The organism is Desulfitibacter sp. BRH_c19, from assembly GCA_001515945.1.
In the GTDB taxonomy this organism is placed as follows: Bacteria; Bacillota; DSM-16504; order Desulfitibacterales; family Desulfitibacteraceae; genus Desulfitibacter.
In genome coordinates this window covers 146,558-162,991 of sequence record LOER01000033.1, presented here as the reverse complement: position 1 = coordinate 162,991, position 16,434 = coordinate 146,558, and the positions used below count along the sequence as shown (strand labels likewise).

The following is a 16,434-nucleotide window of genomic DNA, read 5'->3' as shown; positions in this document are numbered from 1 at the left end:
AGCATCCATATGTCACGGGGGTATTAGGTTATGATAATAAAAGGTGCAGAACCTTTCTTCTTAGAAGGGAATCATATAGGCTGTGTGTTAATACATGGACTATCAGGTAGCCCATCAGAGATGAGGCTCTTAGGTGAGTATTTACATAGTAAAGGCTATACAGTTACTGCTCCTTTGTTGCCTGGCCACGGCACCAAGCCTGAGGATATCAGAAATTTCTCCTGGCAGGATTGGTATCAGGAGGTTGCTAAGGCTCTTTCCCAAATAAAAGGGAGATGTACAAAAATATATCTTATAGGTTTATCTTTAGGTGGACTCCTTGCCTTACATGGTGCAGTAAATAGATTGCCTATTTCAGGGGTTGTTACAATGGCGCCACCCATACATATGGGCAACCGTCTTTCCTATACAGCACCACTACTTAAATTTTTCAGAAAGAGTGTTAAGAAGGATAGAAACCCTAGTACCATTAATGGTAACTATAGGGTAACCTATAATGAACAGATTACCCATGGAATTCATGAACTGCTTAAATTAAGGGGAAAGGTTAAGCGGGGCTTATCTAAGATAAAAAAACCAGTATTAATTATTCAATCAAAGGATGACAAGGTGTCATTGCCTACGGGAGCTCAGTATTTACACAATAAGATAAAGTCTCCACTTAAGATATTGAAATGGCTTGCAAATTCAGGCCATGTTATAACCATGGGAGCTGAAAGAGAAGAAATGTTTGCACAAATTAATTATTTCATCAATGGAGTAAAGTAAGCCACTAAAGGGTCTGACTTGACAAAAACTGCCAGAATATAGTATTGTTTCTATAAGAAGAGGAAAATTTAATTATCCTTATTATTAAATTAAGCCGGAGCAGTCTTGACCGGCTTATTACTTTAACTGCACAAAAATAAAGAATATCTTTAAAAGGTAGTACTAAGAAGATGAATTAATGGAAAAAACTAAAATAATATACATACATGAAGAATCATAAGATAAGCAGATACATAAGATTTGAAAATCAAGCAAAAATAAATAAAAATAAAGAGTCTAAAAATAACAGATATGGAGGAAATGATTTGAATAGAGAAGAAATACTTAATTATATGCGCATAAGTACTTATAAACCACTTAGTGCAGAGGATTTAGTAGGAACACTAAATATAGAAAATGTTAAAGAATTTCTTGAAATGTTAAATGAACTTGAAAGTGAAGGGGAAATTATTCTAACTCGTAAAAATAGGTATGGTATAACAGAAGGTATGGGACTTTATGTAGGTAGAATAGATGCTCATGCAAAGGGATTTGGTTTTTTGGTCCCGGAAAGGTCACCAGACTTTCACAAAGGTGGAGATATATTTGTTTCTGCTAAAGATCTCAATGGTGCTATGCACAAGGATAAGGTAATAGTGAGGCTAATATCCCACATTGACATGCAGGGTAAACCAGAAGGTGAAGTAATTAGGGTACTTAAAAGAGAAAATGAGTTGTGTGTAGGTACTGTTGAAAAGAGTCCTAATTTTGGATTTGTAGTAGCTGATGATAAAAGAATTGCGCAGGACATCTTTATTCCATTTGAAAAAATGAAGGGAGCTCAGGATAAAGATAAGGTAGTTGTAAAAATTACTCGTTGGCCGGAGCCAAGAAGAAACCCAGAAGGTGAAATAATCGAAATCTTAGGCAAAAAGAATGATCCAGGAATAGATATTCTTAGTATTGTTAGAAAATATAAGCTGCCTGAGGAGTTTCCGAGAAAGATTATAGATGAAGCACAAAAGGTATCCCAATTGCCGATAGATGAAGAAGCGCCTAATAGGCTAGATTTAAGAAAGTATCCAATGGTAACAATAGATGGAGCAGATGCGAAGGATTTAGATGATGCTGTGTCCTTAGAAATACTAGATGATGGCAGCTATTATCTTGGTGTACATATTGCTGATGTTGGGTTTTATGTTAAAGAAGGAAGTATACTAGATAAAGAAGCGCAAGAGAGAGGCACAAGCGTATACTTGGTTGATAGGGTAATTCCCATGCTTCCTCAGGAACTAAGTAATAATATTTGCTCTCTAAATCCTAGAGTGGATAGGCTGGCAATGACTGTTTTTATGGAAATAAGTAAAAAGGGTCATGTTAAAAACTATGAGATTAAACCTTCTATAATTAATATTGATCATAGAATGACCTATGATAAAGTGAATGAGATTTTAGCTGGAGACCAAGGGGCTAAAGCAGAATATCAGGGATTTGTAGATACATTCCTTGCAATGAAGCAACTTTCTGAGATATTAAAATCCAAGAGGACTAACAGAGGAAGCATTGATTTTGAGTTTCCTGAAAGCAAGGTGATTTTAGATAAAAATGGAAAGGCCGATAAAATAATTAAACTAGACAGGGGAGTTTCTGAAAAGATAATTGAGGAGTTTATGATCGTAGCAAATGAAACTGTTGCACAACATATGTATTGGCTAGAAATACCATTTATATACAGAGTTCATGAAGAACCAAATGAAGAGAAACTGCTAAGCCTCAATGAATTTCTTCATGCTTTTGGCTACCATGTTAGGACAAGTTTGGATAAAGTCACTCCCAAGAGTTTGCAAGAAATCGTAGAAAAGGTTAAAGGAAGACCAGAAGAAAAGTCTGTAAATACTGTTATCTTACGTTCAATGAAGCATGCTGCCTATTCTGATGAACCTATTGGACATTTTGGGCTTGCTTCTGAGTTTTATTCACATTTTACTTCTCCTATCCGTAGATATCCAGATCTTGTTATTCATAGGATAATTAGAGAGAACCTGTTAGATGGTACACCAACAGAAAAACGCAAGAAAAAACTTGCTAAATTTGTACACAAGGCAGCTGCAGAGTCTTCTGCTAGAGAGCGGGTTGCTGAAGAAGCGGAAAGAGAGTCTGTAGATCTTAAAAAAGTTGAATTTATGCTAAGGCATCTTGGTGAAGAATTCACAGGCATTATAAGTAGTGTTACAAACTTTGGCTTCTTTGTGGAGCTAGATAACTCTGTTGAAGGTTTAGTGCATGTATCTACCCTCACAGATGACTATTATTATTTTGACGATAAACATATTATGTTATCTGGAAAGCACACAGGTGAAACCTTTAAAATTGGAGATAGTGTGAAAGTCCTAGTTGCTAAAGTCAATGTAGAAGATAGGAACATAGACTTCGAACTGATTAAGTAAAATATTTGCCTGTATCGCTAAAGATACGGGATCAATAAGATCGTTATTGAACGCAATGGTTACACCTTTGAAAAAGTACAAAAGTTAGATTAAACTACGATTAAGAAAATTACTGATTTTTTGTCGTTTTTACTTGACTAAGGTAAGTTTATAGACTACAATCTTATAAAGTACCTTTAAGTGAGTCCCGTGAGGCTGGCAAGGTTGTATTGGTGTAAGTAGAGCCACTTGCTGTGTGTCACACAGTTGGTGGCTTTTTTGGTACAAAAATTAAATACGCAACCTTTAATTTAGTCCGGTGAGGCTAAAAAGGAATCTGGTGGCAGGCAAACCAGAGGGTTTTTTAAAAAAGACAGGCTCCTTACCGGGAAAGTAAGGAGTTTTTTTACGCCACAAAGTGGAATAATAAATAAGAGTTAGTACAGATGGAATCTTTACACACTTATTTCGAAACTTGGCGGCAATTACTCCTAATCGTTCTAAAGTGGGAGTCTAGTAACGCCGTTGGGATAGGATAAAATAAGAAGGGGGTAAATTTGTGGGTATTAAATCAAAGGATTTATTAGGTTTACAAAATGTGTCCAAGGAAGAAATAGAACTGGTTCTAAATACTGCAGATTCACTAAAAGATATTATGAATAGAGACATAAAGAAGGTCCCTACCTTGAGGGGAAGGGTTGTTATAAACCTTTTTTATGAACCAAGTACCCGAACAAGAACATCCTTCGAATTAGCAGGTAAGTATATGAGTGCAGATATGTCAAACTTAAATGTGGCAACTAGTAGTGTTGTAAAAGGTGAAACCCTGATAGATACAGGAAAATCTTTAGATGCCATGGCAACTGATATTGTAGTAATTCGTCATAGTGCCGCCGGGGCACCTGCTCTTCTTGGTAAGGCTATGAAGGCAAGGATCATTAATGCAGGAGATGGCTATCATGAGCATCCAACACAGGCACTTCTTGATATGCTGACTATTAAACAATATAAGGGTAAAATAGAGGGCTTAAGAGTAGCGATTATTGGTGACTTAGCCCATAGTCGTGTGGCAAGGTCTAACTTCTGGGGACTTACTAAAATGGGAGCAGATGTGGTATTTTGTGGGCCTACTACTCTTATTCCAAGAGATTTTCAAAAGGCAGGAGCAAAGATAGTAACTAATATGGATGAAGCCGTAAAAGATGCAGATGTTGTGATGATGCTGAGGGTTCAGCTAGAAAGACAGCAAAAGGGTCTTTTTCCTTCAATTAGAGAGTATGCAGAGTTTTATGGTTTAAATAAAGAAAGATTGAAGCTTGCAAAGCCAGATGCCCTTGTGATGCACCCAGGACCAATGAATAGGGGAGTAGAAATTGCTTCTGACGTTGCTGATGGAATACAGTCAGTTATAGAAGAACAGGTTACAAACGGTGTTGCAGTTAGAATGGCATTACTGTACTTAATGGGAGGAGGAGCTACTGATGCAGTTACTGCTTAGAAATTGTCGTTTAATAGACCCAGTTGCAAATACTGAAAGCACGGGAGATATCTTAATTATTAATGATAAAATTCGTACAATTGCCCAAGGATTAAAGCCTGGACCAGATACAAAGGTTATAGATTTAGATGGCAAGGTGGTTTCCCCCGGCTTTATAGATATGCATGTTCATCTGAGAGAACCAGGTTATGAAGCAAAAGAAACTATTGCAACAGGCACAAAGGCAGCAGCAGTAGGAGGCTTTACTACTGTCGTTGCCATGCCAAACACAAAGCCTGCAATAGACAATGAAACAACAGTTGAATATGTGAAGTGTAAGACTGAAAAAGAAGGTGTTATTGAAGTTCTTCCTTGTGCAGCTATTACAAAGGGACGCAAGGGAGAAGAAATCTCTGAATATGGTATCCTGAAAAAAGCGGGTGCAGTTGCCATATCAGATGATGGAGATTCAGTTACAAATCCGGAAGTAATGAGAAGAGCAATGGAATACTCGATACTCTTTGACATGCCAATTCTTTCCCATAGTGAAGATAAAAATTTGAGCATTGGTTCCATGCATGAAGGCTATTTCAGCACAATTCTTGGTCTTAAGGGTATAGCAAGTGTGGCAGAAGATGTGGCAGTAGCAAGAGACATTGCCCTTGCACAATATACAGGTGCTAAGCTCCATATACAACATATAAGTACCGCTGGCGCAGTAGACATGGTTAGAATTGCTAAACAAAAAGGTCTAAGGGTAACATCTGAAGCAGCTCCCCATCATTTCTCACTTACTGATGCAGATGTGGTAGGGTATAATACTGCTACAAAGGTCAATCCTCCTCTTCGTTCTGAGGAACATCTTGAAGCAGTTATTGCTGGTCTAATGGATGGAACAATTGATGCAATAGCATCTGACCATGCTCCCCATACAAGCGAGGATAAAAATGTGGAATATGATTATGCAGCTTTTGGTATATCAGGAATAGAAACATCTGTTGCAGTATCATTGCACCATTTATACTATGAAAAGCAGATGCCTTTAATGGAATTGCTTCATAAGTTTACAACAGGACCAGCATCTATTTTAGGCCTTGAGTATCAAGGCTTAGTGCCAGGAGCGGTAGCTAATCTTACAATACTAGACATAGACATGGTTAAAAAGGTAGATGTAAATAGTTTTGTTTCCATGGGGAAAAACAGTCCTTATCATGGAAAAGAACTAAAGGGCTGGCCAGTTATGACAATATATAAAGGACAAGTCATCAAATAGGTGTCAAGGGGACGTTTCGCTTGTCACCTTTTTCGAATACTGAAACATTAGACACAAATAGTTAAGGTTTACTATAAGGGGGGCTCCTATGAAGGCGGTTTTGGTTTTAGAGGACGGAACTGTATTTGACGGAATTTCATGTGGCATAGCAGGAGAGGTCGGTGGGGAAGTTGTTTTTAGTACGGCGATGACAGGATATCAGGAAATAATTACGGACTCCTCCTTTGCTGGACAAATCATCACATTAACCTATCCATTGATTGGAAACTATGGTATTGCTAGCTGTTATCAAGAGTCAGCTCGCACAGCCGCAAAGGGTATCATAGTTAAGGAAGAGACAACTACCTGCCAAAAAGGCTTTAAGGGTAAAACTGTACAGCAATTTTTAGAAGAAAACCGACTTGTAGGAATAAAGGGAGTAGACACAAGAACATTAACCAAACATTTAAGAACTCATGGATCAATGAGAGGTATTATTAGCAGCGAAGAAACTTCGGTTGAAGAATTAGTGCAAAAAGCTAATGAGTTGCCTTTAATTACAGAGCAGAAACTTGTGGAAGAGGTTTCTACTACAAAAAAATATACTATTCCTGGTGGTTGGCCCACAGTAGCTGTACTTGATTTTGGAGTGAAGAGCAATATTATCAGGTCCTTAAACAAGCTAGGATGTACAGTAGTAGTGTTACCAGCTAATTCTACGCTAGATGAAATAAAATCTGTGGAGCCCGATGGATTAGTTTTATCAAATGGGCCAGGAAATCCTAGCATGATATCGGATGTAATAGATACTGTTAAAGATTTGCTGGAGTCCATGCCAATCATGGGAATATGCTTAGGTCATCAAGTTCTTGGAGCTGCCTTAGGTGGGAGTACCTATAAAATGAAGTTCGGCCACAGGGGTGGCAATCAGCCAGTTAAAGACTTAGAAAAGGATAGGGTATTCATAACTTCACAAAACCATGGTTTTTGCGTAAGCAAAGAGGGCTTGCCTAGTGATGTGGTTATCACTCATCTGAATCTAAATGACGGTTCAGTTGAAGGCATCAAGCATAAGCATTTGCCTGTATTTTCAATACAGTTTCACCCTGAAGGGGCCCCAGGGCCAAAGGATACAGCTTACTTATTTAAGGAATTCATGAATATGATATCACTTCAGGGAGGTGGCAGCTGTGCCTAAGAATACATCTATTAAGAAGGTTTTAGTTATTGGCTCAGGGCCAATTATTATAGGTCAGGCTGCAGAATTTGACTACGCTGGGACACAAGCTTGTAGGACATTAAAAGAAGAAGGCATAAAGGTTGTACTGATTAACAGTAACCCAGCTACTATCATGACAGATACTGAAATAGCTGACAGGGTATATCTTGAGCCTTTGACTCTGGATTTTGTTGAAGAGGTTATAAAAATGGAGAGGCCAGATGGTTTATTACCCACCCTGGGGGGACAAGTCGGGCTAAACATGGCTGAAAAGCTTTGGGAATTGGGAATGTTAGAACAGTATAATCTTAAGCTTTTAGGGACCTCGGCAGATGCCATTAAAAAGGCTGAAGATAGAAAGCTTTTTAAGAATATGATGGAAGAACTAAATGAGCCTGTTCCCAAAAGTGCCATAGTTAACTCAGTTGAAGAAGCACTTGAATTTACTAAAAAGCAATCATTCCCGGTTATTGTGAGACCTGCCTATACCTTAGGAGGAACAGGCGGCGGCGTAGCCAACAATGCACAAGAACTGGAAATAATTGCATCTAAGGGAATAAAACTTAGTCCCATTAGTCAGCTCTTAATAGAACAATCAGTTGCAGGTTGGAAAGAGATTGAATATGAAGTTATTAGAGATGGAAAAGATAATTGTATTACAATCTGCAGTATGGAAAATATTGATCCTGTTGGCATCCATACTGGGGACAGTATAGTTGTGGCACCCACACAAACCTTATCTGATGTTGAGCATCAGACACTACGTTCGGCTTCTTTAAAAATCATTAGGGCTTTAGAAATAGAAGGCGGTTGTAATATTCAATATGCCCTCCATCCTACAGAGTTAAAATACTATGTAATTGAGGTTAATCCAAGAGTAAGCCGTTCTAGTGCCCTGGCTTCAAAAGCAACAGGCTATCCAATAGCTAGGGTGGCAACAAAGATTGCCATAGGTTATAGTCTTGATGAAATTACAAATGTCGTAACTGGTAGTACATCAGCTTGCTTTGAACCTGCACTGGACTATGTGGTTGTGAAAATTCCCAGATGGCCCTTTGATAAATTTGAAAGTGCTCACCGAAAGTTAGGTTCACAGATGAAAGCCACAGGGGAAATAATGGCTCTTGGAAGAAACTTTGAATCTGCCCTGTTGAAGGGGATACGTTCTTTAGAGTTGGATACAGACACTCTGATTATGGACTCATTAAAAGCGTTATCTACAGAAGATATAATTAATGGACTTAAAAATGCTGATGACAGAAGACTATGGGTAGTAGCTGAAGGCTTTAGAAGAGGATTTACAGTTGAAGAGATTGAGGATATTACATCAATTAATAGTTTTTTTCTATTCAAGATAAAGGGTTTAGTAGATTGGGAGAGTAAACTTGCAACAGGACCAGATAAAGAGCTATTAAAAGAATCAAAAATTCTTGGCTTTAGTGATAAACAAATAGGTTCTATATGGGAAATGTCAGAAGGACAAGTTAGAGAAATGCGAATGGAATTAGGTATCAATGTAAGCTATAAAATGGTGGATACATGTGCTGGGGAATTCCCTGCTGCAACTCCCTATTATTACTCCACATATGGAGAAGCAAATGAATTAGAGGATAATCATCATGAAAAAGTTCTTGTTCTTGGGTCGGGACCTATTCGTATAGGACAGGGGATAGAATTTGATTATTGTTCAGTACACTCATCGTGGGCTTTACAGGAAATAGGGGTAGAATCCATTGTAATAAACAATAACCCTGAGACGGTAAGTACTGATTTTGATACAAGCGATATTCTGTTTTTTGAGCCATTAAGTGAAGAGGAAGTCTTAAATGTTATAGAACAGGAAAAACCAATGGGTGTCATTACACAGTTTGGAGGTCAAACTGCTATAAACCTAGCAAAGCCTCTTGCAGCAGCTGGAGTTAAGTTGTTAGGTACAAGTGTAGAGAATATGGATGTAGCAGAGGATAGGGAAAAGTTTCATGAAGTTTTAAAGGAGCTAGATATTCTCCATCCTGAAGGTAGAATTGCTTTTTCTGCAGTTGAGGTAGAAAGCATAGCAGTCCAATTAGGATTTCCAGTTTTGGTGCGACCCTCATATGTTTTAGGTGGAAGGGCCATGGAAATTGTATATAATAGGGAAGAATTAAATCAGTATTTAGAACAGGCTGTTAAAATATCAAAAAACCAACCAATACTTGTTGATCGATATATACTAGGAAGAGAAGTAGAAGTAGATGCAATTAGTGATGGTATCAATGTGTTGATACCTGGAATAATGGAGCACGTGGAAAGGGCGGGAGTTCATTCTGGAGATAGTAGTGCAGTATATCCTTCACGATCTTTAGCGCCCAAGGTAGTTGATAAAATAATTGATTATACAACTAAACTTACTAAGGGACTTCAAGTGATAGGTATGTTAAACATCCAGTATGTTGTTCAAGATGATCAAGTATATGTGATAGAAGCTAATCCACGTTCAAGCAGAACAGTACCCTTTATATCAAAGGTGATAAATATACCTTTAATAAAAGTAGCTACTAAGATTATGATGGGAAAAAGTTTAGCAGACCAGGGTTTTAAACCAAACTATAACGCACAAACCATCTTTATAGAGCCAAAAAATCTAACAGCTGTAAAGATGCCCGTTTTTTCCTTTGCTAAGCTAACTGAAGTTGAAACCTCTCTTGGACCAGAAATGAAATCCACAGGTGAAGTTCTAGGACTTGATGCAGATCCCACAAAAGCAATGTATAAAGCACTCCTGGCTGCTGGATATGATATACCACAACAGGGTACAATACTTGCTACCATAGCTGATAAAGATAAAACCGAAGCACTTCCAATGTTAAAAAGGTATCATCTGCTAGGATATAACATTGCAGCAACTCCAGGGACAGCACAAATGCTAGAAAAGGAAGGTATTCCTGTAGACGTTGTTAACAAGCTTAAAGAAGGGAACCACAATGTCGTAGAATATATTAGAAAGGGCAAGGCTGACCTTATAATCAATACCCTAACAAGGGGTAAAGAGCCTGAAAGAGACGGATTTAAGATAAGAAGAGCAGCAGTTGAATACGGAGTAGCCTGCACAACCTCTCTTGATACAGCAATTGCCATCTTAAAGATTATGGAATCCATGGTCCGCGTCAAAGCCCTTCAAGACTACATCGCCGGGTGAACAACCATGGGGACGGTTCTCCTGGCTGGTTTCTATCAGGGATGGTAATAAATGGACGTTTAAATATAAGTTAGGCATATCTCATGGTCATATTATTAGCCAGTTATAGAATGACCTTAAACAGGGCTTTGAGATATGTTCCACGACTCCGAATGAGGTGAAATAATGTTTTTAGAAGATGGAAAGATCATTTCTCATGAAAGTCTAGGAAATGGCCAATACCTAATGGAAATTTCATGTCCCCAGGTATCTGCTGATGCAGTACCTGGGCAATTTGTACATATATCCTGTGGAGCAGAAAGCGCAAATCCATTACTAAGAAGACCTATTAGTATCCACAGGATAAACAAAGAAAAAAATACTATAGAATTATATTACCTAGTTGTAGGAAAAGGAACTACCTTATTGTCTGCTAAGATAGTAGGCAGCACAATATCACTTATGGGGCCTCTCGGAAGGGGTTTTGAATTAAATGTACCAGAGAAAAGAACTGTTTTAGTTGGTGGTGGCATAGGCATTGCCCCCCTGCTTGCTTTGGCAGAGGAATTAAAAGCTAATGGAAAAGAAGTAGTATCATTACTAGGAGCAGCAGGAGCTGAGGGTTTAGTTAGAGCAAAGGAATTTGCAGCCTACGGTGATATTGTAGAGATAACAGAGGATGGAAGCCTAGGTGAAAAGGGACTTGTTACTGAGTATCTCCAGCCCCTGATAGATAAGAACAATACAATAATTTATACATGTGGCCCAGAAGGCATGCTAAAGGCTGTGGTTAAAGCAGCTTCCGAAGTGGATGTGCCATGTCAGATATCACTTGAAGCAGCTATGGCATGTGGAGTGGGAGCATGTCTAGGGTGTACCTGTGTCAAGGGAGTTCATGGGGGATATCCAAAGGTGTGTAAAGATGGCCCGGTATTTTGGTCTAGTGAGGTGAAGCTTTAAATGGTAAACTTAAAAGTGAAGCTAGGCAAATTGGAAATTGATAACCCTGTAACTGTAGCATCAGGTACATACGGCTTTGGACTTGAATATGCTGAATTTTATGACCCAGAAAAACTAGGGGCAATTTTTACAAAGGGTATTACATATAAGCCACGGGAAGGTAATCCACCTCCAAGGCTTTGGGAGACACCCTCTGGAATACTAAATTCTATTGGTTTAGAAAATCCAGGAGTAGAGGTATTCATCAAGGAATATCTACCTAAAATAAAAGATTTAACAACAGCAATCATACCTAATATTTCTGGTAGTACTGTGGAAGAATATTGCATGGTTGCATCTTCCTTAGATGGACAAGAAGGAATAGCAGCTTTAGAAATTAATATCTCCTGTCCAAATGTTAAAGAAGGTGGCATGGCATTTGGTAGTTGCCCCAATGTGGCATCTAATGTGGTAAAGGAAGTCAGAAAAGTAACTGATTTACCTTTAATAGTAAAACTAAGTCCTAATGTCACAGATATAGTATCGGTTGCCAAGGCTGTTGAAGAACAAGGAGCCGATGCCCTATCATTAATCAATACACTACTTGGTATGGCAATTGATATTAGAACTGGCAAACCTGCACTTGGAAATGTAATGGGTGGTCTATCAGGACCTGCAGTTAAGCCTGTTGCGGTGCGCATGGTGTGGCAGGTTAGCCAGGCAGTAGATATACCGATAATAGGTATGGGTGGCATTAGTTCGTGGCAGGATGCTATAGAGTTTATGTTGGCAGGCGCCGATGTAGTTTGTATTGGAACTGGTAATTTTGCAAATCCAATGATTGCCGTAGAGGTAATTGAAGGAATAAAAAGGTATTGTGTTGAAAGAAATATTAATAATGCTAGTGAACTTACAGATAGGGCATGGAAGTGATAGTGAAAGGAGAGAATATTATGAAGGCAAAAGATAAGCTGATAGTAGCCCTTGACTTTGACACCAAGGAAAAGGCAATTGACATGATCCAAAAGCTAGAGACTGATGTAGAAATATTTAAAGTAGGATTAGAACTATACTTAGCCTCTAAAGGTAAGGTAGTTGAATACTTACATGAAAAAGGCAGGAAGGTATTTCTAGATTTAAAGTTTATGGATATTCCTAATACTGCAGCAGGTGCAGCAAGAGAAGCAACAAAAATGGGAGTATTCATGTTTAACGTGCATGTTCCTGGTGGAAAACAAATGATGATAAGTGCCAGAGAAGCTGTAGAACAGGTAGCAGTAGGTGGACAACCAAAGCCTTTACTAATTGGCGTTACTGTTCTTACCAGCCTAGACCAAAATGACTTATCGCAGCTTGGCATTACACAGGATGTCAAGGATTTAGTCATAGCTCGGGCAAAGCTTGCTAAGGAAGCTGGATTAGACGGTGTGGTGGCATCACCAAAGGAAGCTTCAGAAATTAAGAATGCATGCGGCAAAGAATTTATTTCAGTATGTCCAGGAATAAGACCCACTTGGGCGGCTACAGGAGATCAAAAAAGAATCATGACTCCTAAAGATGCAATTAACCAGGGAGCAAGCTACTTAGTAGTTGGCAGACCAATTACTGGGGCAGATGATCCTGCAGAGGCTGCTAGAAAGGTTCTTGAAGAAATGGAGGAGGGTTTTAAATGTTAACAAGAGAAGAAATAATTGAAATTCTAAAAAAAACTAATTCATTAAAAACTGGCCATTTTCTTTTAAGTTCAGGATTACATAGTGATAAATATGTTCAATGTGCTTTAGTCTTAAGCTATCCATGGGAAGCTGAAAATCTTTGTAAAGCATTAGCAGAAAAACTAGCTGATATTGATATAGAAATAGTTGTTGGACCAGCCCTTGGAGGTATTGTGATAGCCTATGAATTAGCAAGAGCCTTAAATGTGCCTGGCATATTTGCAGAGAGAACAGATGGAGAAATGGCATTTAGAAGGGGTTTTGAAATAAAACCTGGACAAAAGGTGTTAGTTGTAGAAGACGTTGTAACAACTGGTGGTTCAGCTAAGGAAGCAATCAAGCTTATTAAAGAAATGGGTGGAGATGTTGTTGCAGTTTCCTCCTTAATTGATAGAAGTGGTGGAAAGGCTGACTTTGGAGTACCATTTAAAGCACTTCTTGAACTGGATATTCCAACCTATAAGCCTGAAGATTGTCCAATGTGTAAGGACGGATCAACTGCTGAAAAACCGGGAAGTAGAAAGTAATTATAATTAAATAGTAAAGCCAGGTGATGAACCTGGCTTTTAATCTGTAAAGATTGAAAAGAGAGAGAATATATTAAGCTTCTGCAATACTGTTATCTGCTTCATCGATTCCTTCTGGTTTTCCTGGTGACTTATTAAAGCTGAGTATCAACTTGAACAAATCACCATCGATAGTTATGGTTATACTGCCGTTTTGTAGTTCTACCAAGCTTTTTGCTATTGCCAGCCCAAGTCCTGAGCCTTCGGTAGTTCTGGACTCATCTCCTCTTGTGAAACGCTCTGTTATTTCAGACGCATCAAAATTCATCTCATAGGCAGAAATGTTTTTAAATATAAAGCTTACTTCTTTTTCGTTTTCTAAAACATCGATATATACCCTTGAATTTGGCATAGAATATTTTAAGATGTTACTCATAATATTTTCAAATACTCTATATGTTCTTTTGCCATCTAATTTGCAGATAATCTTGGTTTCTGGCGCGTTAACTTTAATATCCAGGGAACTATTATTTATCGTTTCTTCTAGTTCTCCTAGGGTTTGCCTAAGCAAGGCTACTATATCTAATTCTTCTAAATAGAGTTCAACATTGCCGCTGCTTGCCTTGCTTGCCTCGAATAAATCCTCTATGAGCACCTTTAATCTATGAGACTTTTTATCAAGTACATCGATATATTCCCTTTGAGTCTCATTAGTGGTATCCTCATTTTTTAATAAATCTACATAGGTAATAATAGATGTTAGAGGAGTCTTAAGATCATGTGACACATTTGAAATAAGCTCATTTTTTAAATTTTGACTTTTTACTTCTTTGTCAACTGCTACTTTAAATCCATCTTTAATATTACTTAAGTTTTTGGAGATTGGGTTTAGGATGCCGAAATCTTCCTCAAGGACAATGTCAAAGTTTCCTTGTGCCAGTTGTTTGGTAGCAAAGTTTAAGGTCCTAACCTTATCAAGCATTTTTATAAAATATTTAAATAAGAAGATGGTATAAACTATAGCCAGAATTAGACCTAGAGCACCAGCTGAGGCAATAATCCATAATGTGAGCAAATTAATTCCCAACAGCATCATGAATTTTTTATGATATTCCTTGGCCATATCGATCTCGATGACCTGTTCAGATAGTTTCTTTATATTGTCAACTGCATAGAAGAATGCTTTACCGATGAAACTATTCTTAATCAGTCCTTCTTTAATTCCTTCATTATAGACATATTTGATATAGCAAATGCTTAAATAGATTAGTAAACTCAATGCAAATGTCACAGGTATTCCAATTAAATAAAAATATTGATTAGCATCATAAATTATATGCACATAGTCAGTAGCACGATTAGGATTGTAGCCGGTTGGAAGTATACCGAATGTTAAAAAGAGACCAGGAAACCAAGCTAACAATTTAAGTTCCAAAAACATTTTATTAAAAACCCTAATGATAGAAACCCTTTTTTGTGAAGAATAAGGTATGGCAAACGCTATAACAGTTAACAGAAGAATGCTTATTGCACCTATTGTTAAAATCAAAATCATATATTGGACTAAATTGTATGATTTAACCTCATAGGTAAAAATATCATCATATTGACCTATATTTTTCGGTATTGTATAAGCGATTTCTAAGTTTGCATATTCTTCCAATCCATTTTCACTTCGGCTTAATAATCTATTTATAAAAAAATCTTTATTAAATCCATTTCCTTGTGAGCTTTCTATTGTGGAATTACCCTTTTCATCAAATTTTACCTGCAAGTAAAACTGGCTGTTGTTTATCTCTTGCCGCAGCTTGCTGTTAGTATCATCTGATATAAGTGATATATTACTTATAACTTTGGTTTTATTTTCATCCGCATCCACATGACCAATATAGTACTTAATATTTTTTAAGTTTTCAAATCTATGATAATAAGACTGATCTTCTGGTTGGTTTAAGTATCTTGTTAAATCTGTTAATGTAAGGACAAAATTGTCACTTTCTAGATATTGCTGCGTATCATCCTTAAAAGCATAGTCCTTTATAGGTGCATAAATACCTACAGAGATAACTGTTAGTATTAAGATGATTAGCAATGTTCCCCATGTAGTAGCTGTTAACCTATTGTTCGAATTTGTATCCAATGCCCCACACCACCTTCAAATATTTTGGTTCCTTCGGATTAATCTCTATTTTTTCGCGAATCCTTCTAATATGAACTGTTACTGTATCTGGATTGTATGCTGGTTCATTCCAGACCTTTTCATATATCTCTTCTATGGAAAATACTCTATTGGGATTCCTCATCAGCAAATATAGAATTTTATATTCTATTGGGGTTATTTTGACAGCTTTGCCGTCTACAAGCACTTCTTTATTTGCATCATTTAAATCGATTCCGCCTATCTTTATGATATTTTCCTCATCTGTCGCGCCATTAGTTAAAATTTTTGAGTAATTTGTGTATCTTCTAAGATTTGAATTAACTCTTGCTAATAGCTCTAATGGGTTAAATGGCTTGGTAATGTAATCATCGGCTCCAATATTTAAACCAGAAATCTTATCCATATCCTCTGACTTTGCAGAGAGCATAATAATGGGTACTGTACTTTTTTCCCTTATTTTAATGGTAGTCTTGATACCATCTAATACTGGCATCATAATATCCATCAGTATCAGGTGAATTTCTTCTTTTTCAAAAATGCTAAGTGCCCCTTGCCCATCATATGCTTTAAAAACATTGTAATTTTGGTTCCTTAAATATACCTCCATTGCATCTGTTATTTCTTTTTCATCATCAACCACAAGAATATTGTACATGTTTTCACTCCTAAACCCTTTTGAGATATCTCATTAGCATAATATCATATATTTTCTAAGATTCTACTATCATAATTCTTACAGTTTTCTTAAGAAAGAAAAAAGTTACAACATAATTTGTTGCATTTAATAATTGTCTAGTCATCTTACGAGGTTTATATAGCTAAAGGAATTTTCCTG

At 37.4% G+C, this 16,434-nt stretch carries 12 protein-coding genes; 10 read left to right on the top strand and 2 right to left on the bottom strand.

Annotation, left to right across the window (positions count from 1 at the left end; genetic code table 11):
- Positions 1 to 30 precede the first annotated feature (30 nt).
- From APF76_11440 to APF76_11395, 10 genes are all read left to right on the top strand, one after another.
- On the top strand, positions 31 to 768 hold the full coding sequence (locus tag APF76_11440) for a hypothetical protein (protein KUO50315.1): 738 nt from the start codon (positions 31 to 33) through the stop codon (positions 766 to 768).
- 305 nt (positions 769 to 1,073) lie between these two features.
- The gene (locus APF76_11435) at positions 1,074 to 3,194 is read left to right on the top strand and encodes a ribonuclease R (GenBank protein ID KUO50314.1); all 2,121 of its coding nucleotides are present in this window, start codon (positions 1,074 to 1,076) and stop codon (positions 3,192 to 3,194) included.
- A gap of 538 nt (positions 3,195 to 3,732) precedes the next feature.
- A complete protein-coding gene (locus APF76_11430) occupies positions 3,733 to 4,671 on the top strand; it encodes an aspartate carbamoyltransferase (GenBank protein KUO50313.1) in 939 nt (312 codons plus the stop codon).
- Positions 4,655 to 5,923 (top strand): dihydroorotase, encoded by a 1,269-nt coding sequence (locus tag APF76_11425; protein KUO50312.1) that lies wholly within the window; start codon positions 4,655 to 4,657, stop codon positions 5,921 to 5,923. The genes APF76_11430 and APF76_11425 overlap by 17 nt, the downstream gene beginning before the upstream one ends.
- An 88-nt stretch (positions 5,924 to 6,011) precedes the next feature.
- Complete coding sequence (locus APF76_11420) at positions 6,012 to 7,100, top strand: carbamoyl-phosphate synthase small subunit (protein ID KUO50311.1); 1,089 nt, start codon at positions 6,012 to 6,014, stop codon at positions 7,098 to 7,100.
- Positions 7,093 to 10,299 (top strand): carbamoyl phosphate synthase large subunit, encoded by a 3,207-nt coding sequence (locus APF76_11415; GenBank protein ID KUO50310.1) that lies wholly within the window; start codon positions 7,093 to 7,095, stop codon positions 10,297 to 10,299. The genes APF76_11420 and APF76_11415 overlap by 8 nt, the downstream gene beginning before the upstream one ends.
- Before the next feature lie 165 nt (positions 10,300 to 10,464).
- Entirely contained in the window at positions 10,465 to 11,238 is a 774-nt protein-coding gene (locus tag APF76_11410) for a hypothetical protein (GenBank protein ID KUO50309.1), read from the top strand.
- Entirely contained in the window at positions 11,239 to 12,150 is a 912-nt protein-coding gene (locus APF76_11405) for a dihydroorotate dehydrogenase (GenBank protein ID KUO50308.1), read from the top strand. It abuts the gene before it with no gap.
- 20 nt (positions 12,151 to 12,170) lie between these two features.
- Positions 12,171 to 12,893, top strand: coding sequence for a hypothetical protein (locus APF76_11400; protein KUO50307.1), 723 nt, complete (start codon positions 12,171 to 12,173; stop codon positions 12,891 to 12,893).
- A complete protein-coding gene (locus APF76_11395; GenBank protein KUO50306.1) occupies positions 12,887 to 13,459 on the top strand; it encodes an orotate phosphoribosyltransferase in 573 nt (190 codons plus the stop codon). The genes APF76_11400 and APF76_11395 overlap by 7 nt, the downstream gene beginning before the upstream one ends.
- Before the next feature lie 73 nt (positions 13,460 to 13,532).
- Here the strand turns inward: APF76_11395 and APF76_11390 are convergent, their stop codons facing one another.
- Together APF76_11390 and APF76_11385 are read right to left on the bottom strand one after the other, a co-directional pair.
- Complete coding sequence (locus APF76_11390; GenBank protein ID KUO50305.1) at positions 13,533 to 15,578, bottom strand: histidine kinase; 2,046 nt, start codon at positions 15,576 to 15,578, stop codon at positions 13,533 to 13,535.
- Positions 15,556 to 16,254, bottom strand: a complete 699-nt coding sequence (locus APF76_11385; GenBank protein KUO50304.1) for a PhoB family transcriptional regulator — start codon at positions 16,252 to 16,254, stop codon at positions 15,556 to 15,558. Before APF76_11385 ends, APF76_11390 begins: the two co-directional genes overlap by 23 nt.
- Positions 16,255 to 16,434 lie beyond the last annotated feature (180 nt).

What these genes read in the sequence shown, in the direction of transcription:
- APF76_11440 (KUO50315.1), top strand. Translation starts at nt 31, where the DNA reads ATGATAATAAAAGGTGCAGAACCTTTCTTCTTAGAAGGGAATCATATA.
- APF76_11425 (KUO50312.1), top strand. Translation starts at nt 4,655, where the DNA reads ATGCAGTTACTGCTTAGAAATTGTCGTTTAATAGACCCAGTTGCAAAT.
- APF76_11420 (KUO50311.1), top strand. Translation starts at nt 6,012, where the DNA reads ATGAAGGCGGTTTTGGTTTTAGAGGACGGAACTGTATTTGACGGAATT.
- APF76_11410 (KUO50309.1), top strand. Translation starts at nt 10,465, where the DNA reads ATGTTTTTAGAAGATGGAAAGATCATTTCTCATGAAAGTCTAGGAAAT.
- APF76_11405 (KUO50308.1), top strand. Translation starts at nt 11,239, where the DNA reads ATGGTAAACTTAAAAGTGAAGCTAGGCAAATTGGAAATTGATAACCCT.
- APF76_11400 (KUO50307.1), top strand. Translation starts at nt 12,171, where the DNA reads ATGAAGGCAAAAGATAAGCTGATAGTAGCCCTTGACTTTGACACCAAG.
- APF76_11395 (KUO50306.1), top strand. Translation starts at nt 12,887, where the DNA reads ATGTTAACAAGAGAAGAAATAATTGAAATTCTAAAAAAAACTAATTCA.
- APF76_11385 (KUO50304.1), bottom strand. Translation starts at nt 16,254, where the DNA reads ATGTACAATATTCTTGTGGTTGATGATGAAAAAGAAATAACAGATGCA.